At 52.5% G+C, this 20,879-nt stretch carries 22 protein-coding genes; 18 read left to right on the top strand and 4 right to left on the bottom strand.

Annotation, left to right across the window (positions count from 1 at the left end):
- Positions 1-69: 69 nt before the first annotated feature.
- From ACZ2GZ_RS09845 to ACZ2GZ_RS09835, 3 genes are read left to right on the top strand one after another with little or no spacing between them, the layout of a single operon-like run.
- Positions 70-1,305, top strand: a complete 1,236-nt coding sequence (locus tag ACZ2GZ_RS09845; protein ID WP_021067012.1) for an FtsW/RodA/SpoVE family cell cycle protein — start codon at positions 70-72, stop codon at positions 1,303-1,305.
- A 31-nt stretch (positions 1,306-1,336) separates the two neighbouring features.
- Positions 1,337-4,774, top strand: a complete 3,438-nt coding sequence (locus ACZ2GZ_RS09840; protein WP_021067013.1) for a pyruvate carboxylase — start codon at positions 1,337-1,339, stop codon at positions 4,772-4,774.
- A gap of 52 nt (positions 4,775-4,826) precedes the next feature.
- Entirely contained in the window at positions 4,827-6,182 is a 1,356-nt protein-coding gene (locus ACZ2GZ_RS09835; RefSeq protein ID WP_470295201.1) for a cryptochrome/photolyase family protein, read from the top strand.
- A 50-nt stretch (positions 6,183-6,232) separates the two neighbouring features.
- Here the strand turns inward: ACZ2GZ_RS09835 and ACZ2GZ_RS09830 are convergent, their stop codons facing one another.
- Positions 6,233-7,135 (bottom strand): COX15/CtaA family protein, encoded by a 903-nt coding sequence (locus ACZ2GZ_RS09830; protein ID WP_058763310.1) that lies wholly within the window; start codon positions 7,133-7,135, stop codon positions 6,233-6,235.
- 331 nt (positions 7,136-7,466) lie between these two features.
- Here ACZ2GZ_RS09830 and cyoE point away from each other — a divergent pair, with 331 nt between their 5' ends.
- From cyoE to ACZ2GZ_RS09780, 10 genes are all read left to right on the top strand, one after another.
- Positions 7,467-8,393, top strand: a complete 927-nt coding sequence (gene cyoE / locus ACZ2GZ_RS09825; RefSeq protein ID WP_021067016.1) for a heme o synthase — start codon at positions 7,467-7,469, stop codon at positions 8,391-8,393.
- Positions 8,394-8,450: 57 nt separating this feature from the next.
- Complete coding sequence (coxB, locus tag ACZ2GZ_RS09820; protein WP_021067017.1) at positions 8,451-9,467, top strand: cytochrome c oxidase subunit II; 1,017 nt, start codon at positions 8,451-8,453, stop codon at positions 9,465-9,467.
- A 68-nt stretch (positions 9,468-9,535) separates the two neighbouring features.
- Positions 9,536-11,374: a cytochrome c oxidase subunit I gene (ctaD, locus tag ACZ2GZ_RS09815; RefSeq protein ID WP_051627797.1), complete on the top strand. Its 1,839-nt coding sequence runs from the start codon at positions 9,536-9,538 to the stop codon at positions 11,372-11,374.
- Positions 11,375-12,001 (top strand): cytochrome (ubi)quinol oxidase subunit III, encoded by a 627-nt coding sequence (locus tag ACZ2GZ_RS09810; protein WP_021067019.1) that lies wholly within the window; start codon positions 11,375-11,377, stop codon positions 11,999-12,001. It abuts the gene before it with no gap.
- A gap of 1 nt (position 12,002) precedes the next feature.
- Positions 12,003-12,332, top strand: coding sequence for a cytochrome C oxidase subunit IV family protein (locus ACZ2GZ_RS09805; RefSeq protein WP_021067020.1), 330 nt, complete (start codon positions 12,003-12,005; stop codon positions 12,330-12,332).
- Between the two features lie 134 nt (positions 12,333-12,466).
- On the top strand, positions 12,467-13,390 hold the full coding sequence (locus tag ACZ2GZ_RS09800) for a cytochrome c oxidase assembly protein (RefSeq protein ID WP_021067021.1): 924 nt from the start codon (positions 12,467-12,469) through the stop codon (positions 13,388-13,390).
- A 23-nt stretch (positions 13,391-13,413) separates the two neighbouring features.
- Entirely contained in the window at positions 13,414-13,875 is a 462-nt protein-coding gene (locus tag ACZ2GZ_RS09795; protein ID WP_034777049.1) for a DUF420 domain-containing protein, read from the top strand.
- Between the two features lie 20 nt (positions 13,876-13,895).
- Complete coding sequence (locus ACZ2GZ_RS09790) at positions 13,896-14,510, top strand: SCO family protein (RefSeq protein WP_021067023.1); 615 nt, start codon at positions 13,896-13,898, stop codon at positions 14,508-14,510.
- A gap of 5 nt (positions 14,511-14,515) precedes the next feature.
- A complete protein-coding gene (locus tag ACZ2GZ_RS09785; RefSeq protein ID WP_470295200.1) occupies positions 14,516-14,788 on the top strand; it encodes a hypothetical protein in 273 nt (90 codons plus the stop codon).
- A gap of 133 nt (positions 14,789-14,921) precedes the next feature.
- Positions 14,922-15,413 (top strand): cysteine hydrolase family protein, encoded by a 492-nt coding sequence (locus ACZ2GZ_RS09780; RefSeq protein WP_058763314.1) that lies wholly within the window; start codon positions 14,922-14,924, stop codon positions 15,411-15,413.
- A gap of 60 nt (positions 15,414-15,473) precedes the next feature.
- Here the strand turns inward: ACZ2GZ_RS09780 and ACZ2GZ_RS09775 are convergent, their stop codons facing one another.
- Both ACZ2GZ_RS09775 and ACZ2GZ_RS09770 read right to left on the bottom strand, forming a co-directional pair.
- The gene (locus ACZ2GZ_RS09775; RefSeq protein ID WP_021067026.1) at positions 15,474-15,836 is read right to left on the bottom strand and encodes a YugN family protein; all 363 of its coding nucleotides are present in this window, start codon (positions 15,834-15,836) and stop codon (positions 15,474-15,476) included.
- Between the two features lie 103 nt (positions 15,837-15,939).
- Entirely contained in the window at positions 15,940-16,695 is a 756-nt protein-coding gene (locus ACZ2GZ_RS09770) for an ATP-grasp domain-containing protein (RefSeq protein ID WP_021067027.1), read from the bottom strand.
- A gap of 130 nt (positions 16,696-16,825) precedes the next feature.
- Between ACZ2GZ_RS09770 and ACZ2GZ_RS09765 the strand changes: the two genes are divergently transcribed.
- Genes ACZ2GZ_RS09765 through ACZ2GZ_RS09745 form a run of 5 tightly spaced genes read left to right on the top strand, consistent with a single transcriptional unit; the run spans position 16,826 to position 19,630 of the window.
- Positions 16,826-17,272, top strand: coding sequence for a YlbF/YmcA family competence regulator (locus ACZ2GZ_RS09765; RefSeq protein ID WP_034777059.1), 447 nt, complete (start codon positions 16,826-16,828; stop codon positions 17,270-17,272).
- On the top strand, positions 17,256-17,519 hold the full coding sequence (locus ACZ2GZ_RS09760) for a DUF2129 domain-containing protein (RefSeq protein WP_021067029.1): 264 nt from the start codon (positions 17,256-17,258) through the stop codon (positions 17,517-17,519). The genes ACZ2GZ_RS09765 and ACZ2GZ_RS09760 overlap by 17 nt, the downstream gene beginning before the upstream one ends.
- Before the next feature lie 53 nt (positions 17,520-17,572).
- Positions 17,573-18,139: a 16S rRNA (guanine(966)-N(2))-methyltransferase RsmD gene (rsmD, locus tag ACZ2GZ_RS09755; protein WP_131471136.1), complete on the top strand. Its 567-nt coding sequence runs from the start codon at positions 17,573-17,575 to the stop codon at positions 18,137-18,139.
- A 4-nt stretch (positions 18,140-18,143) separates the two neighbouring features.
- Positions 18,144-18,641 carry a pantetheine-phosphate adenylyltransferase gene (gene coaD, locus ACZ2GZ_RS09750; RefSeq protein WP_029595744.1) on the top strand — a complete coding sequence of 166 codons (498 nt, stop codon included), beginning with the start codon at positions 18,144-18,146 and terminating at the stop codon, positions 18,639-18,641.
- Positions 18,638-19,630, top strand: a complete 993-nt coding sequence (locus tag ACZ2GZ_RS09745) for a SepM family pheromone-processing serine protease (protein ID WP_214713844.1) — start codon at positions 18,638-18,640, stop codon at positions 19,628-19,630. Before coaD ends, ACZ2GZ_RS09745 begins: the two co-directional genes overlap by 4 nt.
- Here the strand turns inward: ACZ2GZ_RS09745 and ACZ2GZ_RS09740 are convergent.
- Positions 19,609-20,739 carry a tRNA(Met) cytidine acetate ligase gene (locus ACZ2GZ_RS09740; protein ID WP_165569408.1) on the bottom strand — a complete coding sequence of 377 codons (1,131 nt, stop codon included), beginning with the start codon at positions 20,737-20,739 and terminating at the stop codon, positions 19,609-19,611. The genes ACZ2GZ_RS09745 and ACZ2GZ_RS09740 overlap by 22 nt on opposite strands.
- Positions 20,740-20,879: the final 140 nt, after the last annotated feature.

The following is a 20,879-nucleotide window of genomic DNA, read 5'->3' as shown; positions in this document are numbered from 1 at the left end:
TGCAAGCGGCGCTGTTTGAGTATTTTTTTATAATGGGTCAGTGATTGTTGTACATAAGGAAGTGAAAACATGAAAACTCGGTTTCGGTATTTTGATTTCTCATTGTTCATTGCAGTGCTCATGCTCGTCGGAATCAGTTCGATCATGATTTATAGTGCGAGCGTGTGGAATCGCGGCGATTACGCGAACAGCGGCTTGTTCTATCGCCAACTCGTCTACGCAGGGATCGGGATTGTCGTCTACTTCATTGCGACGATGTTCCGCTATGAGAACTTTAGAAAACCTAATATTTTGTACGGCCTCTATTTCGTATCGGTCGTACTGTTGTTCATCACGTGGGCGATGCCACCGCTCAACGGGGCGCGCGCCTGGCTCATCATCGGCAGCTTTACGATTCAACCGGTCGAGATCGCCAAATTCGTGTTGATTCTACTGCTCGCCAACTATTATCACCAGTTGTGGAATGGGGAGCTGAAAGGGTTGCCTGGTCGACTAGGGCGAGCCGCTATCACTAAAAAAGGAATCCGGGCTCAGTTTGGTGCCTTCTTCATGATACCGGTCATCTACTTCTTTTTCCCATACGCCATCGCCATCAACGGACAGCCGGATATGGGGGGCTTGTTCGTCCTCGGGGCCATCATGTTCCTCATGTGGCTTGCCGTCGGGGCGCCGCTTCGGATCATCGTGCCTGCTGTGCTCGCCGGGTTTGGACTTGTCTATCTGATGTTCACGACAATCTTCTCGGAGAACCAGCGCAGCCGGATCGAAGTCGTTTTCAATCCATTCATGGACCCTGAAGGCTACGGGCACCAATTGCTCATGTCGATCATCTCGATCGTCCATGGGGGCTTGACCGGCGTCGGTCTCGGGAACAGTTATCAGAAGTATGGGTACTTGCCGGAACCGGAGACGGACTATATCATGTCCATCATCGCTGAAGAGCTCGGCTTTATCGGGGTCGTCGTCGTCCTCGCCTTGCTGTTCTTCATCGCTTTCCGGGCCGTCAATATCGCCAACCATAGCGATAGTCATTTCGCGATGTTCGTCTCGTTCGGCATCGCCGCTCAAATCATGGTCCAAACCGGAATCAATATCGGTGCCATGTCCGGTTGGTTCCCGGGTACAGGTGTCACGCTCCCGCTCGTCAGTTACGGTGGGACGTCACTCATCATGACGATGGGGATTCTCGGTGTGCTCAGTAGCATCTCGATGCGAAATCGGCACCGGGAAGCGACGAAACGGGCAGAAATTCGGGAGAAATCCGCAGAAAACGTTCAAAGTTCATCATTGCATGTTGTAAGGTAAAAAGGATTGAACTACTTAAATGGGGGGATTTATGTTGAAATCAATTAGCAAATTACTCGTAGCCAACCGTGGTGAAATCGCCATTCGCGTGTTCCGTGCCGCCACTGAATTAGGGATGCGCACGGTCGCCGTCTATTCTCAAGAAGACAGCGGCTCGTTACACCGCTTTAAAGCGGATGAAGCTTATTTGATTGGTCTCGATAAAAAACCGATTGACGCCTATCTCGATATCGAGGACGTGATCCGCATCGCGAAACAGTCGGGGGCTGACGCGATTCATCCAGGTTACGGATTCTTGTCTGAGAATATCGAACTCGCACGTCGTTGCCGTGAAGAAGGCATCATCTTCGTAGGTCCGAACGAATCGCACCTTCATGCGTTCGGGGATAAAGTTCGGGCCCGTCAAAGTGCGATTGCAGCCGGACTCCCGGTCATTCCAGGTTCGAACGGACCACTCACGTCTTATGAGGACGCTTTAGACTTTGCGAACGAGCACGGCTTCCCGCTCATGGTCAAAGCCGCGATGGGCGGAGGCGGCCGCGGGATGCGCGTCATCCGTACGGAAGCCGAGATGAAAGATTTGATTGAACGTGCCAAGTCAGAAGCGAAGCAAGCGTTCGGTTCAGACGAAGTGTACATAGAAAAACTAGTGGAACGCCCGAAACACATCGAGGTCCAAATCCTCGGGGATGACCACGGGAACATCATTCACTTGTTCGAACGCGACTGCTCGGTCCAGCGCCGTCACCAAAAAGTCGTCGAAGTCGCACCTTGTGTGACGTTATCGGATGCGTCGCGTCAAGCCATCTGTGACGCAGCCGTGAAACTGATGCGCCACGTCGGCTACATCAATGCCGGTACGGTCGAATTCCTCGTCACGGAAGACGAGTCGTTCTACTTCATCGAAGTCAACCCACGTATTCAAGTCGAGCATACGATCACCGAGATGGTGACCGGCTTCGATATCGTCCAGACGCAACTCATGATCGCACAAGGTGAGTCGCTCCACGGCGACGTCATCCACATGCCGAAACAAGAAGATATCAAATTGCTCGGTTACGCGATCCAATCGCGTGTCACGTCGGAAGACCCGGCCAACAACTTCATGCCGGATACCGGTAAAATCATGGCCTACCGTTCTCCGGGCGGCTTCGGCGTCCGACTTGACGGTGGGAACGCCTACGTCGGTGCCGAGATTTCACCGTATTACGATTCGCTCCTCGTGAAGCTGTCGACACATGGCATGACGTTCGAACAGGCCGCTTCGAAGATGGTCCGTAACTTGAACGAGTTCCGGATTCGTGGCATCAAGACGAACATCCCGTTCTTAATCAACGTGATGAAGCATCAGAACTTCATCAGCGGCGACTATAACACGTCGTTCATCGATGAGACGCCGGAACTGTTCGTCTTCCCGAAACGGAAAGACCGCGGGACGAAATTGCTCAACTATATCGGCGATGTCACGGTGAACGGATTCCCGGGCGTCGGTTTGAAAGACAAGCCGATCAGCCGCTCGGTCCGGATTCCGCAAGACCTGCCGGCTGAAGCCAAACCGGGCACGAAACAGATTTTGACGGAACTTGGTCCGGATGGCCTCGCCGACTGGATTAAGCGCCAGCCCGAACTGTTATTGACGGATACGACGATGCGCGACGCGCACCAGTCTCTGCTCGCGACACGGATGCGGACGCAAGACATCATCAATATCGCCGAACCGACGAGCAAGCTCATGCCGGAGCTGTTCTCGGTCGAGGCATGGGGCGGGGCCACGTTCGACGTCGCCTATCGCTTCCTCTCAGAAGACCCTTGGGTACGCCTCATGCGTCTCCGTGAGAAGATGCCGAACGTGTTGATTCAAATGTTGCTCCGCGGTGCCAACGCCGTCGGGTATAAGAACTATGCCGACAACGTCATCGAGAAGTTCGTCCACGAAGCGGCCTATGCCGGCGTCGACGTGTTCCGGATCTTTGACAGTTTGAACAACCTCGAGTCGATTCAACTCGCGATTGACGCGACGTTACCGACCGGCAAAGTCGCCGAGGCAGCGGTTTGTTATACGGGTGACTTGTATGACGGTAGCCGTCCGAAATACCACTTGCCGTATTACGTCGACTTGGCGAAGAAACTTGAAGCGAGCGGGGCTCACATCCTTGCCATCAAGGACATGGCCGGCCTGCTCAAACCGGAATCGGCGTACGCGCTCGTCTCGGCATTGAAAGATGCCGTCGACTTGCCGATCCACTTGCATACGCACGACGCGTCGGGCAACGGGATCTTCACTTACGCCCGGGCGACAGATGCGGGCGTCGATATCGTCGACGTGGCTGCGAGCTCGATGTCGGGGATGACGTCACAGCCTTCAGGCGGCAGCTTGATTTATGCGCTTGACCATCACGCGCGTCAACCGAAAATCGATGCAAAGCATTACGAGGTCATCAGCGATTACTGGCAAGACGTGCGTCATAACTACGAGCCGTTCGAGAGCGACATGCGCGCTTCGAACCCGTCGGTATATGAGCACGAGATGCCGGGCGGACAGTACTCGAACTTGCAGCAACAAGCGAAAGCGGTCGGATTGGGTGACCGTTGGAGCGAAGTGAAGTCGATGTATGCCCGTGTCAACATGTTGTTCGGGGATATCGTCAAAGTGACACCGTCGTCGAAAGTCGTCGGCGACATGGCGCTATTCATGGTCCAGCATAACTTGAGCGAACAAGATGTGATTGACCGCGGTCACCAACTCGACTTCCCGGATTCGGTCGTCGAGATGATGCGCGGCGAACTCGGGACGCCTCCAGGAGGGTTCCCGACCGATGTCCAGCAAGCGATTCTTAAAGGTGAGAAGCCGCTTGACGTACGTCCAGGTAAGTTGATTGAGCCGTATGATTTTGAAGCGGCCCAGTCGAAACTGTTCGAGAAACTCGATCGTCCGGTAACAGATTTCGAATTGCTCTCGAACGCATTGTATCCGAAAGTGTTTGAAGACTATGTCACGCATTCGACGACATACGGGGATGTATCAGTGCTCGACACGTTGACGTTCTTCTACGGATTGAACGTCGGTGAGACGATTCAAGTTGAAATCGAGACCGGGAAGACACTCATCATCAAACTCGTTCAAATCAGTGCGGCGAACGAGGACGGCATCCGTCTCGTCTCGTACGAGATGAACGGCGTCCCGCGTGAAATCGAGATTAAAGACGTGAACGTGAAGTCGGCGACGACGAGCCGTCCGAAAGTAGATCGGGCGAACCCGAAACAAGTCGGCGCTTCGATGCCAGGTTCAGTGTTGAAAGTGCTCGTCGAACCGGGTAGCCGTGTCCACCGCGGGGAACAGCTCCTCGTCACGGAAGCGATGAAGATGGAGACGACGGTCCAAGCCGCGCAAGACGGAGAAGTCAAAGCGGTCCATATTAAAGAAGGCGACACAATCCAAAGTGACGACTTATTGATTGAGTTTGTATAATGAAAAGAAGCATAGCCGCGCTATGCTTCTTTTTTAGATAGGAGTGGGAGAGATGAGACGAGTATGCTGGTTTCGATCGGATTTTCGATTGACAGATAATCATATGTTACACCGGGCCTTGAAAGACGCTGATTCCGACGATGAGATGGAGTTCGTTTTTTGGCTCAACCCTAACTATTGCGAGCCGTTCGAGACGCGCCACGATTACTTTTTCGCGACGATGCGTCAGTTCATGGACGAGTTGGAAGAACGCGGGCTCGGACTTCGGGTCATCGTGGCCGACACGGCCGAACAGTTCGTCGAAGCGCTCGGTGAGCTCGATGTGCTCTACTTCAACGCCGAGTATGTCGAACCGTTCAAACAGCGGGACGACGCCGTCATCCAGGCGCTCGGGGAAGCGGTCAAAGTCATCCGCCTGCTCGATCGCCATTTGTTCGCCCCGAATGCGTTCACGAAAAAAGACGGCGATCCGTATAAGGTATACACGCCATTTAAAAAAGTAGCCTATGCCGAGGCGCCGCCCGCGCCGTATGAGGTCGACGTGAATGCGTTGAAGCGTCACGTGACGACAGGGCATGAAGTCCCGGTCGAATTGAAGCGTCAGTTCGACCGCTGTGAGCGTTCGTGGAAAGCGCTCGGCGAAGCGGCCGCGAAACGTCGTTTGAGCGACTTCGTCGCGAAGCGGATCGATGCGTACGATGTAGACCGCGACATCCCGGCCATCGCCGGCACGAGCCGTCTGTCTCCGTATCTCCGGACCGGGGTGCTCTCCATCCGGACCGTGACGGAAGCGGTGTTGAAGGCGCCGAAATCGAGCGGACGCGACACGTATTACGATGAGTTGTTATGGCGCGAATTTTACTATATGATCATGGTCCAATTCCCGGGATTGAAAGACCGTCCGTTCAACGACAAGTATAAGCATCTCGATTGGGAGAACGATGACGAGAACTTCCAGGCGTGGTGTGACGGAAAGACGGGCTACCCGATCGTCGACGCGGCGATGCGGCAATTGAATGAGACGGGCTGGATGCATAACCGGCTTCGCATGATTGTCGCCTCGTTCTTGTCGAAGCATCTGATGATCGACTGGCGGAAAGGGGAACGCTATTTCGAACAGAAGCTGATCGACTATGAAGCGGCCTCGAATATCGGGGGTTGGCAATGGGCGGCCTCGGTCGGGACGGATGCGGTGCCGTACTTCCGTATCTTCAATCCGACGACGCAGTCCGAGAAGTTCGATGGGGACGGGACGTTCATCCGGAAGTACGTGCCCGAACTCGCGAATCTCGACAAAAAAGCGATTCATTTCCCTGACTTGACCGAGCGGGATGGATACGTCGACCCAATCGTCGACCATAAGGAAGCGCGGGCCCGGGCACTCGAGCGGTTCAAGGACGCGCAGTAAATAGGCATCAAAAAAAGGAGCGATGCCCTCGCTCCTTTTTGTGTACGTGATTAAATGGATTGTTGTCGTGCGGCCTCGGTCGTCTGTTTCTGACTCCGATACGCATGATATGCCAAGTACGAGATAATCCCGAAATAGCAGGTAATCAAGAAGGCGTGGAGAAGCGGGACGTACGTGGCGTGTCCCCCAAGGACGATCCACGCACCCGTGCCGACTTGAAGCAGGATGAAGAACAGCGAGGCCCACATGCCGGTCTCGACGAGGCGGTTCGTCTCCCGACGTGCCAAGTAGAGGACGTATAACGTATAGAAGACGAGCAATCCGGCCATGATGCGGTGCCCCATTTGGACGTACGACTCGAACGTCCACACGTTCTGGTCACAAATCGGCCAGCCGACACAGGCGTATGTCGCGCCGAGGTGACGGACGTAAGCGCCCGTATAGACGACGACCATCGTATAAATTGTCAAGCCGTAAAGATGAACCTTCAACCGTTCGGAGACGGCCCGATGCACGCGTTCCCCTTCGAACAAGAGAATCGTCAAGATGAGCAGCGATGCGAACGAGACGAGCGAGATGCCGAAGTGGAGCGCGAGAATCGCGTCCGACTGTTGCCAGATGACGGCCCCGGCACCGATAATCGATTGGATGAGCATGAAAATGAACGCGAGGAACGCGAACACTTTGACATCATACCGGTTCTTGACGACCGCAAACGTCCAAATCGTCAAGGCGATGATGAGCAGTCCCTCGATGCCAGAGACGACACGGTGACTGTACTCGATCATCGTTTCGACGCTCGGATTGGTCGGGATCAGTTTCCCGTGGCAGAGCGGCCAATCCGTTCCGCACCCGTCGCCGGAGTCCGTCTTTGTCACGGTTCCACCCATGATCAGGACGAGCATCATCCCGAGCGTGACGAGCGCTGAAAATAGTGCGAGTTTTTTATGCATTCGTTTCCACCTGCTTTTGAGAAAAATCACTAGAATTGTGCCTTGTAAGTTTATATTTTTTTCGCCATACTTATTATACGGCTTTACGTCGTAAAAACGAAACGGAAAAGCTTGCAATCGCTATCAAAATCGTTATTCTAGTATTAACATGGCGTTTTTACTGTGACAATTATCACACGTTTGTCACAAAAAACTAGCTATTTTACAAGCATAAACGACGTATTCTTTTTGAAAATATGGTATCTTTGTTATGAGTTAGGTGAACTTTGTTCATATTGTGTTTTTTCTGTGAAAAGAATACGTGGATTTCGTGATTAGTAGGGGGGTCAGTATGACAAAAGTCAACCCAGGAACAATGGCAGAAGTAGAATATACAGAATCCGCCTCGTTCCGCGACTATGTTGCTCTGGCAAAAATGGGAATCGTTCGCGCCAACTTGTTGTTGGTATTCGCCGGTTTCTTTGTAGCAGCAACATATCAGAGTGATACGCCAGTCTTTTATTTATTTGAGGTTTGGCCGCAGCTCTTATTAACGATGTTAGGAAGCGCACTCGTCATCTCCGGGAGTTGTTACCTAAACAACTTCGTGGACCGTGATATCGATTACTTGATGGGACGTACAGACAATCGGCCGAGTGTCACCGGTAAAATTTCAGGAGAACGGATTTTGCTCCTTGGATTAACGCAGCTTGCGATCGGGACATTGCTCTTATTGATCGTCTCGTATGTGGCAGCAGTCTTCGGTTTAATCGGGGCATTTTTTTATGTCGTCATTTATACGATGTGGCTTAAACGGACGCACACGTTGAACACGGTCGTCGGCAGCATCTCCGGAGCGGTACCGCCGCTCATCGGGTGGGCAGCCATCGATCCTGCGCTTCATATCGACGCGTGGCTCATGTTCCTCGTCATGTTCTTGTGGCAACCGCCACACTTCCTCGCGCTCGCCATGCGGCGTGTCGAGGAGTATCGAGCGGCCGGCATTCCGATGCTACCGGTCGTCAACGGCTTTGCGATTACAAAGCGTCAAATCATCTGGTGGATTGCGACGCTGATTCCAGCATCACTCTTGTTCATGCATTACGGGTTAGTCTACGTAATCATTGCAGCCGGTCTTGGGGGCTACTGGTTATATCTCGGGTTGAAAGGTTTTAAAGCCGAGGATGAAATCAAGTGGGCAAACAAAATGTTCTTTTATTCATTAATTTATTTAGTCGTGTGGATTGTCGCGCTGATTTTGACGGCAGCACTAGCGTAATCACACTCACTATATAGAAACCATTACACATCATTTTGGGAGAAAGTGGGGATTGTTGTGAAATCATTTAAAAAGCTTCTGTTTGGCATCGTCCCGATGATGATGTTCGCACTGCTATTATCAGGGTGCGGCGTTGAGGGATTGTCTGCATTGAAGCCGATGGGAGAAGGCGCTGAAATTCAGCTCCGGATCATTATCATCAGTTTGGTACTTATGCTCTTCGTACTCGTCATCGTATCGATCATTTACGTTTACGTGCTCATGAAGTTCCGTCGTAAAGACGATTCGATTCCGAAGCAAGTCGAAGGAAGCAGCACGCTCGAGATGATTTGGACAGTCGTGCCAATCATCTTGCTCATCATTCTCGCTGTACCGACAATCACGACGACTGTCGAACTCGCGAAAGCGAAAGAAGCGAAAAAAGAAGAAGAAATCAATGTTACGGCTAACTTGTACTGGTGGGAGTTTGAATATCCAAACGCAGGCGTCGTCACGGGACAAGAGCTTGTCATCCCGGTCGGCAAACGTGTCGGCATCAACTTGACATCGAAAGACGTCATCCACTCGTTCTGGGTACCGGCTTTATCTGGTAAAACGGACACGAACCCAGGCCTTGATAACGAAATGTGGTTGCATGCAAATGAACCAGGTACGTTCTTCGGGAAATGTGCCGAGCTTTGCGGACCGTCACACGCGCTCATGGACTTCAAAGTCATCGCACTCGAACAAGAAGATTACGACAAATGGCTCGAAGACATGAAAGCACAGCAAGACGCGAACACAGAAAAACTTGTTGCCGATAACCAAAACTTGACGACAGGTGAGGCCGTTTACGTCGAGAGCTGCTTGAGCTGTCACGGCGGCGGGAAAGTCGCGCCTAGTCTGACAAACTTCGGCGATCGCGAAAAGTTAGCTGGTTATCTTGAAAACAACGAAGAGAAATTGAAAGAATGGATTCGTGATCCTCAAGAATTGAAACAAGGCGCGCTCATGCCTGGCTTCGGTGAAGGCCAAATCAGTGATGAAGAGTTAGATGCACTCGTTGACTTCTTGTACGATCAGAAGATTGACTAACGGGAAAAGGGGGATTTCACGTGGCACAGACCACTGCATTGCAGCAACCGCGTAAATACAATGGCATCATGGATTGGGTTACGACGGTTGACCACAAAAAAATCGGTATTTTGTATTTGTTCTCAGGAATCTTCTTCCTCCTTCTCGGTGGAATTGAAGCATTACTTATTCGGTGGCAACTCGTTCGTCCGATGAACGACTTCGTCAGCGGCGAAACGTTCAACCAATTGATTACGATGCACGGGACGACGATGATCTTCCTAGCGGCCATGCCGATGTTATTCGGATTCATGAACGCCGTCGTACCACTTCAAATCGGGGCACGAGATGTCGCGTTCCCGTTCATTAACTCACTCGGATTCTGGTTGTTCTTCTTCGGTGGTGTCATGTTGAACCTTAGCTGGTTCTTCGGCGCAGCGCCGAACGCAGGCTGGACGGCGTACGCGCCGCTCTCGACACAACCGGAAGCATCAGGGGTCGACTTCTACGCCCTTGGTCTTCAAATTTCAGGTTTCGGTTCACTCATGGCCGGGATTAACTTCCTCGTCACGATTTTGAACATGCGTGCTCCAGGTATGAAACTCATGCGGATGCCGCTCTTCACGTGGACGACGTTCGTCGCTTCGGCGTTGATCGTCTTCGCGTTCCCACCGCTCACAGTCGGATTGTTCATGTTGATGTTCGAACGCTTGTTCGGGGCCGTTTACTTCGACCCGGCAGCCGGCGGTAACGTAGTCATCTGGGAACACCTCTTCTGGATCTTCGGACACCCGGAAGTATACATCTTGATTTTACCGGCGTTCGGTATTTTCTCGGAAATTATTCCGACATTCGCTCGTAAACGCCTATTCGGTTATACAACGATGGTCTTCGCAACGATGCTCATCGGTTTCCTCGGATTCATGGTTTGGGTCCACCACATGTTCACGGTCGGTCTTGGACCGGTCGCCAACTCGATCTTCGCTGTCGCAACAATGGCCATCGCCGTTCCGACAGGGGTCAAAATCTTCAACTGGTTGTTCACACTATGGGGCGGACAAATCAAGTTCAACGTCGCGATGCTCTACTCGGTCGCATTCATTCCATCATTCCTCGTCGGGGGAATGACAGGGGTCATGCTTTCGGTCGCACCGGCCGACTATCAGTACCACGATAGTTACTTCGTTGTCGCTCACTTCCACTACGTTATCGTAGGTGGAGTTGTCTACGGTCTATTTGCAGGACTTTACTACTGGTTCCCGCTCATGTTCGGCAAAGCGCTCTCTGAGAAGCTTGGCTACTGGCAGTTCTGGTTGTTCTTCATCGGGTTCCACTTGACGTTCTTCCCGCAACATTTCCTCGGATTGTTCGGGATGCCACGCCGCGTCTTCACATACCTTCCGAACCAAGGGTTTGAGACGATGAACTTGCTGTCGACAATCGGAGCCTTCTTCATGGGTGTGTCGACGATCGTCTTGCTCGTCGCTGTTGTGAAAGCATTCTTGTCGAAACAACGCGTCAAGCCGGACCATTGGGAAGATGGACGTACATTGGAGTGGACGCTTCCTGTACCGACTCCAGAGTACAACTTTGCACAAACACCGCTTGTCAAAGGTCTCGATACGTTCTGGCTCGAGAAGATGGCGGGCAACAAACGGGTATCTGTCGCTGAACCAGTAGCAGACATCCACATGCCGAACAACTCGATTATCCCGTTCTTCATGTCACTCGGCTTGTTCATCGCCGGACTCGGAGCGATTTTCCAAATGGATAACGCGGTTGTCGGTTGGTCGCTCATCGTGATCGGATTGCTCATCACATTCGTGTCGATGTTCCTCCGTTCATGGATTGACGATCATGGCTTCTACATTCCAAAATCGAAGATCGAAGCGGATTTGAAAGCGATTCGTGAGAAAGGAGACCAATAAATGGCACATGCAGTCGAAAAACACCCGGTGACCGGAATTCCGGCCAATCCAGAGAAAGCCACGCTGGAAGGGAAAAATAAATATGTAGCCTTCTGGTTCTTCCTCGGTGGAGAGACCGTTCTCTTCGCCTCGCTCTTCGGAACGTATGTCGGTCTACTCAACTCTGGTGCGCCAGAGGAACTTCGTTCGTACAATATCTTTGAGATGGGGCTCGTCTTCTTAATGACGATGCTCCTCCTCACAAGTTCGCTCACAAGTGTTCTCGCCATGATGAACATGAAAGCGAACAATCCAGGCCGCATGAAGTTTTGGTTGGTGATCACGCTTCTCCTCGGGGCAGGTTTCCTTGGAGCTGAGATTTACGAGTTCATCCACTACTACCATATCGGTCACACGTTCACGTCGAGCGCGTTCGGATCTGCGTTCTACACGCTCGTCGGTTTCCACGGCGCGCACGTCACGTTCGGTCTACTTTGGATCACGACGTTGTTAATTCGCAACTGGAACCGTCCGATCGATGTGTACAACGCACCGAAGTTTTACGTGTCGAGCCTATACTGGCACTTTATCGACGTCGTCTGGGTTTTCATCTTCTCAATCGTCTACCTCTTAGGGATGGTGAGCTAACATGGAAAAACAACCAATCAACGAATCGCACAAACAGTTAGAGCTCGAAGTAAAAGCCGAGTCACGCCGCGAATATCAACTCCAGTTGATCAGCTTCGCGATGATGATCTTGCTCACATTTGTCGCGTTCGGCGCCGTATACGCTGAACTCATGCCGGTGTGGGCAGCAGGTGGTTTCTTAATCATCCTCGCCATCATCCAAGTGTTCTTGCAGCTGTATATCTTCATGCATATGAACAACCGTGGCAACACGTGGATCGTCGGAATGATGTGGCTTGGCATCTTTGTCGCCATCATTACAGTCGCTGCACTTCGCTTGCTCATTTGGTAAATGTGACAAAGGATTGAACATCTGTGGAAACACAGATGATTCAGTCCTTTTTGCTTTACTTCAAAAATAAAGGAATAGTAATCTTGAAGTGAACGGTTTCATCGGTTTGGGAGAGAAAGAAAAGGGGTGAAGGGATGCTCTGGAATACATCAGAGCTACTCAAACAGTTCGATTGGATGACACTTTGGAGTCCATGGTTCGGATTGTTGATGGTAGGGTTGTACGTCCTCTATGCGGTCGTCACAGAGAAAATGGCGAAGCGAGGGTACGAGTCGACCACGTTACTACAAAAGTTCAGCATGTTATCCGCCATTTTATTGTATTATATCGGCTTCGGAAGTCCGGTCGATGTCCTTGCACACATCATCTTCTCGGTGCACATGTTGCAGATGGTGCTCGTCTATGTGCTCGCACCGGCGCTCGTCGTGTACGGGATGCCGTATTGGGTGTTCGAGAAATTATTTAGCTATAAGGTGATTGGGCCGACGCTCAAGTTTATGACAAAACCTTTGATCGCACTCGTTTTGTTCAATGCATTGTTCACGTTTTACCACATGCCATTCATCTTTGACTACGTCTTGACAAACTATGGTGTGCATCGTATCTTCCACGGCGCCCTCGTCGTCTTCAGTTTGACGATGTGGTATCCGGTCATCGCACCGTTCCTCTCAGAAGAAGAGGAAGGGATGTCAGATTTGAAGCGGATGGTGTACATCATCGCGAACGGTGTGCTCTTGACACCTGCCTGTGCGTTCATCATCTTCAGCCAAGGCATCTTGTATGACGCCTATACGGACGCGGAGACGTTCGCAACGGTGCTCGGCTACTGTATGCCGAACGGCGATGTGTCGGGTCTCGATTTGAATGCGCTCATGGGAGCGACGAACAGCGCTCTTGAAGACCAACGCTTCGGCGGGGTATTGATGAAGCTCGGTCAAGAAGTCGTATACGGTTTCTTCTTCGGCTGGACGTTCTTCGGTTGGGTGCGCCGGACGAAATCGCTTGCGCTTGACGAAGGCATGTCGTTCACACCGCAAGAACCAAAAGAGAAAAAATGAACTAAATCAAAGGGGAAACTACGATGAACTATCTTGCCTTGATCAGTGTGACATTCATTGTCATCAGTGCTATTTTAGTCGCAATCGGATGGACGATCATTGCGCGCGATCGCCGCAACGTCGACAAACATAAGAAAGTCATGACGGCCGCCGCGATCGCCGCGACGACATTCTTCATTCTCTACGTCTCACGGACTATTTTCGTCGGCAATACCGCCTTCGGGGGACCGGATTCAGTGAAGCCTTATTATTTGGCGTTCATGATTTTCCATATCCTGCTCGCGACGACAGGTGGGGTCCTCGGATTGATCACGCTTTACCTCGGCTATAAAAATAAAGTCGAGAAACACCGTAAAATCGGGCCGAAAGCCTCAGTCGTCTGGTTTTTCACAGCGATTACAGGCGTGACGGTATACGTCCTCCTTTATGTCGCCTATGACCCGGGTGAGACGACAAACGTCTTCCGTGCCATTATCGGTGGGTGAATCGAGAGAGGGGGATGAGGATGAAACGGAACAGCTATATGACGGTCGGCTTGACGGTCGCCATTCTGGTGGCGATCGGTGTGGCCTCGTACTTCTTATTCTTTAAAGAAGAGGACCTGCCCGTCATCCAAGAGCCGACCCCGTTCACGTTGACGAATGCGCTCGACGGTCAGTCGTACAATTCGGACAATGGCAAAGTCAAAATCGTCACGTTCTTCTATACGAACTGTCCGGACATCTGCCCGCTCACGTTGCGTGACTTCATGAAGCTCGAGCAAGAGTTGAAAGCGAACGACTTGTACGGGACAGACGTCGAGCTCGTCGCCATCACTGTCGACCCTGAAGTCGATACGGTGCCGGTCCTAGAGAATTACGGGGAGGCGTTTCAAGCCGAACCAACGGGCTGGAAGATGTTGACCGGTGACCAGGCCGATATCGACCGCATCACGCGTCAGCTTCAATTCTATTATTCGAAAGCGAACAGCGGACTCGTCACGCATGCGACGACGATGTATATCATCGACCGTCAGCACGACGTCCGTGCGGTCGCCCAAATGGCCACGGCAGGAGAAAAACCCGTCGATATCGAAACCATTATGGAGGACGTGTTAGTACTCGCGGCAGAAAAGGAGTGAAGAAGATGAATGATACGATGGCTGTCATCGGAAATGATTATTCCTATGGAGATGTGACGATCGCTGAGCGGGCGATTGAGGATTTGATTGCTTGCAGTGCAATCGAATTCGGATTGCGTGAAGTGAAGGTCGTGCCCGTCTCGAAAGAGCGATACGATTATCAAATCGTTGCACCCGTCTCACTCGTTGAGGCTGAACGCTTATATCGGTACGTGCGCGACCAGTTCGACTTGTTGCTCGGACAAGTCGATGTGACGCTCAACGTCATCGCGACATGACAAAAGGGAGGCCCTCGGCGGGTCCTCCCTTTTTTGTTTGTTGATGATGATTGTTGTCTATATTTTCCAGTGGTGAACTCTGGTATGATGAAGGCAGTAGTCACGATACACGACTCATCGAGGGGGAAATCAGATGCAACAGCAAGCATTGGTCGTCATCGACATTCAGAATGACATCACGAAAAATTACAAAGCGGTCATCGACAACATCAACACATCGATCGATTGGGCGATCGACAAGGGGATTCCCGTCGTCTATATCCGACATGAGAACTTATCCGCGGGGACAAGAACGTTCAAAACCGGGACGCGCGGGGCAGAATTAGCGCCAGATTTGAAGATTGTGTCCGATCACGTATTCACCAAATACAAGGGCAACGCCTTGACGAGCGAGGCGTTCGCGGCGTTCATTGAACAGCATGGCATCGACACGTTCTATATCACCGGTGCCGATGCGACCGCCTGTGTGAAGTCAACGTGTTACAATCTGCGGAAATCCGACTATACGGTCAGCGTCCTGTCGGATTGCATCACGAGCTATGACTTGAAGAAAATCGATGATATGATTGCGTATTACGAGGGTAAGGGCTGCACCATCATCCAATCAGAGGACTTGTCGGCGTAATCTGCTCTGCCGATGCTTACCTCGGTTCGTTATATGTGTCCATAAGAAAAACCCCTTCGCTTATGCAAGGGGTTTTACTTCGAGTGTCTCAGCGAGTGCGGCTAGACGACGCTCGCAATCACGGACGATTTCTTCTGGGAACTCTTCGTCATACTCGACGCCGTGCGGGTAATAATGTTTTCCGAGAATCGGTGTCAACATTTTGACGACCGCATGACGGTCCTCGATTTGGCCTTCGATTGCATATACCGGTAAGCGAAGGTAGAACGTTTCGCCTGTCGATTGTTTCTCGTACTTCATGTCATACGTTGCACGCTCATAGTCCCAAGCGCCTTCACGGATGAAATGATGATGATCCATGATCGTCTCGAGCAAACCGAAGCGGATCTCTTTTCCCTCGATGTGGAACTGCTCAAATTTCATCATAATCCCCCTTTTCCCTAATAAACCTCATATGTCATCATATCATATTCGAAAACGTTCTTGGAATAACGTGTGTTCAAATTGTGAAAAAAAGATGAACGCCTCAAGCGCGGGGATCGAGGTATTGGGCGATTTTGTCCGAAAGCCTCACCCCGAGCGGCATGAGTCCCTCTGAGCCGAAGAAAACGTTGAACTCTAAAATGTAAAATTCACCGTCGGCGACGATGACGTCGAAGGCCGCGTGATTGATGTGGAGCGTCTTGGCGATGTCGAGCACTTCCGCGACGACGTCTTCCGGGATATCGTCATATGAGAACTGGGCGCCTTGGGCGACGTTGTTCAAGAACGCCTCGCTGACACGCCAATACGAACCGACGACTTCTTCACCGATGACGATGATCCGCAGGTCGCGGTCGTTCGGGATGTATTGCTGGACGTAGAACGTCTCATGCTTGTCGACGTACTCGAGCCAATCCTGTTCATGCTTGATGAGCCAGACGCCTTGTCCCATCGACGACTTGGCCGTCTTGGCGACGAACGGATACTCGAACTCTTCCAAAACACGCTCGATCGTATATGGGTTTTTCCCGTAGATGAGCGTCTTCGGGATTCGGTGCGGGAACGTTGCCTTGAAGGCGCGCGTCATCTCGATCTTATCGTGTCCGAGATGATACGTGGCCGGGGACGGGAAAATCGGTTTGTTGAGTCCATAGATGATTGAGTTGACCATCCAATATTCAGGGAACAAGACGAGGTCGGCTGCTCTTACTTTATCGAGCTGGTCGTAATAATATTCAGGTTTCGCATAGTCGGTTTTAATGCCGGCCGAGCGAATCATATTGAATGAGACTTTTTTCATAGCGAGGTGCAGGTGCGCACCTGTTCACTTCCTTTCTGGTTGGACGCTTGACAGTCACGTTCAATTATAAAGCCGATTGCTTACAGAGGGAATCAAATGTGTTAAAATCATGGCAGAAAGGGTGAAAGCCATGATTATTACTGAACAGACGATCGCCCTGCTCGATCAAACGGAATCGTTAGCCGATTTGATTGAAGCGAGCGAGTCGTTCCAAACATATATCGCCACGAAACAAGCGCGAGCCCAATCAGAGGAAGCGCGCCTCGTGGAACGTGAGTTCTTGCGGATGAAAGAAGATTACGAGTACGTACAGCGGTTCGGGAAACATCACCCGGACCACGATCGCATTAAAAAAGAGATGCATCTCGTCAAACGGCGTCTCGATGTCCAGCCAGAAGTGGCCGCATTTAAAAAAGCGGAACGCAGTTTAGATAAACTGCTCGGGGAAGTGAGTGAGCTGTTGGCCTTCTCGGTTTCTCCAAAAATCAAAGTCCCGACCGGAAACCCGTTCTTCGACGAAGGCGGATGTTCAGGCGGAGGAAGTTGTGGAGGCGGAAGCTGTGGATGTGCCATCTGAGACGTTTGAGTTGAATGGTCGAATCGGGTTCGTCGTCTACGTCCAATCGTTGAAACAAGTGAAGGCGTTGCGTCGCTATGCGAACCTGTATTACGTGTCAAAGCGGGAGAAGTACGCCTTCTTGTATACCGACCTTGATGGACATGAGGCGATTCTCGAACAAGTGAGCGCGTTGCCGTTCGTCGAAGCGGTCGTCCGCAGTGAGCGGCCGTTCGTCGCGGAGACGTATGAATCGAAGCAGAAATAACACAGAGATGAAGGCGGCACCGCCTTCATCTTTTGTGGTGAAGGAGAACGGATATGCGAGTGATTTCAGGAGAACGAAAAGGGACCCGACTCAAGACGGTCCCGGGGTCGGCCACACGACCAACGACAGATAAAGTAAAAGAATCGTTATTCAACATCATCGGTCCTTATTTCGCCGGGGGCGATGCGCTTGACCTATACGCCGGGAGCGGCGGTCTAGGAATCGAGGCGTTGTCACGGGGGTGTGACCATGCCGTGTTCGTCGACAAGCAACGGAAGGCGGTCCAGACGGTCACAGACAATTTGCAGACGACACGTTACGAGTCGAAAGCGACGGTGCTCCAACAAGACGCCCGCTCGGTTCTCGACCAACTCGTCCTCAAAGGTCAGCCGTTCAAACTGATTTTCATGGACCCTCCGTATCATGCGGAGGAACATGTGCCGTTTTTACAGATCATTGAAACGAACCGGCTGTTGACGGACAACGGCGTCGTCGTCTGCGAGCATGGCAGCGACGTGACGTTGCCGGACCGAGTCGGCCAGTTGGAAAAAATCAAGGTGCAACGCTACTCGGACGTGATTACGATCAGCTTTTACGAGTATGCAGCGACCGAGGAGTGAGAACATGTCAAAACGTATCGCGATTTGCCCGGGGAGCTTTGACCCGATTACGAACGGCCATTTAGATATCATCGAGCGGGCGGCGGCCATCTTCGACGAAGTCATCGTCGCCGTGCTTGAAAACTCGAGTAAGGCACCTCTCTTTAACGTGGAAGAGCGTCTGTCGCTCATTCGTGAGGTGACGACACATTTACCGAACGTCACCGCCGACGCGTTTGGGGGTTTGCTCGTCGAATATGCTGCCAAGCGTGAGGCAGCGACCATCGTCCGTGGCCTGCGTGCCGTCTCGGACTTCGAGTATGAGCTTCAAATCGCATCGATCAATAAAAAGTTGAATGAGAACGTGGAGACGTTGTTCATGATGACGAACAGCCAGTACTCGTTCCTCAGCTCCTCGATCGTGAAAGAAGTTGCCAAATACGGGGCGTCCGTCGCCGAGCTCGTCCCGGAGCAAGTCGAACTCGCGTTGCGGCAAAAATATGAAGTGAGTCACGGACAATGAAGTCGCTCAAAATCGGTTTCGGTCTGCTCGTGGCCGTCCTGATTTTCTTGTTCGTGCCACTCCCGTATTACATCACGTATCCGGGCGAGGCGACGACGATCGAAGAGTTCATGACGGTCGAGGGCGGGGACAAAGAACCGGGCGAACTGAAGATGGTGACCATCTCGCAACGCCGGGCGACACCGCTCTGGCTCGTCGGCAGCTGGTTCACCCCGTTCACGGAGGCGAGTCCGGCCAGCCGCTATCTGTATGACGGGGAAAGCGAGGCGGACTACGAACGCAGACAAGAGTTGTTGATGTCGTCGTCGCAACAAGCGGCGATTCAATACGCCTATGAGTTGGCGGACGCCGATGTGACGGTGACGTTTGACGGCATGTACGTCTCGGCCCCAATCACGGGGTCGCTCGCCGCGAACGTCTTGAAGCCGGGTGACATCATCACGGCGCTCGATGGGCAATCGTTCGCGTCGCGCCTTGACTTTATCGAACGCGTCGCCTCATTTGAAGCCGGCGATGAAGTCTCTGTCACGCTTGAACGTGACGGTCGCGAACGTGAGGTCGATACGCTGATTCAACCGATTGACCGGAGCGGGGACCGGGTCGGGCTTGGGATTTATGAGCCGCTGCCCGTCCAGGACGTGCGCACGGACCCGGACGTCTCGTTCGAACTGACGACCGTCGGCGGACCGTCGGCCGGCCTCATGTTCACGCTCGAGATTTTTGATCAGTTGACGCCGGGCGATTTGACGGGCGGTGCCGTCATTGCCGGAACGGGAACGGTCGATGAGTTAGGGAACGTCGGGCCGATTGGCGGGGCATGGCAAAAAATCGTAGCTGCGGACGAGGCTGGGGCATCCGTGTTCTTCGTGCCGGCCGGGTCGAACTACGACGAGGCGATGGAGTCGCTCGACCGACTCGAGAGCGACATTGAAGTCGTTCCCGTCAAGACGGTCGAGGAAGCCATCGATTATTTAGAGTCGATGAATTGAGGAGTTTGCATATGTTCGACGAGTGACCGATTTCCGAGCGGAAGGCGATACGCCTCGGTCACTCGAGCCTCGAACGCAAGATCGGGATGGTACTTGCTGAGGAGCGGTACGTCTTTTTTTATGTCCTTTAACACAGTGCGCCCGATTGTGTTGAACGCGAGCGGTCGGATATACGGTACGTCGTCGAACCGTTCCGGCAACTCGTCCTGTCGCCAATGGATGAGGATGGCGACGAGCGCGCGTTGGATGGACGTCCGGGTATAACGTCTCGTCAATAAGCGGGCGAGCGCCTGTTCGAATGTCGGCTCGAGCCCGGCTTGAATCAAGCGGGGCGACAGCGAGCTGTCGATACCGACGAGTTGCTCAAGTACGTCTTTCGGGGTCGTCCGCAGCTTATATTGAAGGACGGGCCAATAAAGTGACCAATGCGCCATCGGATTGTCCTGAAACAGCGTTCTCGTGGCGTCAGGGACGGCCCGGACCATACCTGACTCTAAGTAGTGGGCGCGCACGCCCGTGGCCGACATGACGTCTGAGACGCTCGGGTCATGGTATCCGGCCCCGAGACGGCGAATCGTGTGCAGTTCGATGGACGTCGCCGCTTTCGCGTAGTGATAGGCGAGAATGTTGTTCGGGAGCGTCAAATCAAAGTCGGGATAGAGTGACCCGAACGCCTCGCTCGACGCCTTGGCGGAAGAACGTCCATTGTCCAACGCTTCTTTGAACGCCGTCTGATAGGCTGGAGTCGCTTCGATGTTGGCCGCCGCCGCCTGGGTAACGGCGCTGATGTCGCCGCTCTCGCTACCGAAGGACAGCGTTTGACAACGTACGCGCTCGGCGATGGCGACCGCGGCGCTCGCGAACCGGTCGGCCCGGTGCACGCCGAAACGCGTCGGGAGTTCGATGACGAGGTCGATCGCGCCCGTTTGGACGGCGGCGCGGGCCCGGCTCCATTTGTCGAAAGCTGCCGGCTCGCCGCGCTGGGTGAACTGGGCACTCATGACGGCGATGACAGCGTCAGCGTCGGTTTCGATCCGGGCTCGTTCCGCCTGATGGAGGTGCCCGTTATGGAACGGATTGTACTCGGCAATGATGGCCGTTTTTCGCATAAAATTACTCCTTTGCATTGTCGATTGGATTGGTGTAAGATGGATAAGTACGCTTTGGCAAAGCGCCGTCGTCAACTGATTTTAGTGTAAAGAAAAAACATTGACAAAACAAGTTGGCCTATCTATAATTCATATTGTTG

This window comes from Exiguobacterium sp. KKT215 (genome assembly GCF_055635335.1).
Note: the sequence above shows the minus strand (reverse complement) of the source record. Positions and strands in the feature narration are given on the sequence as shown.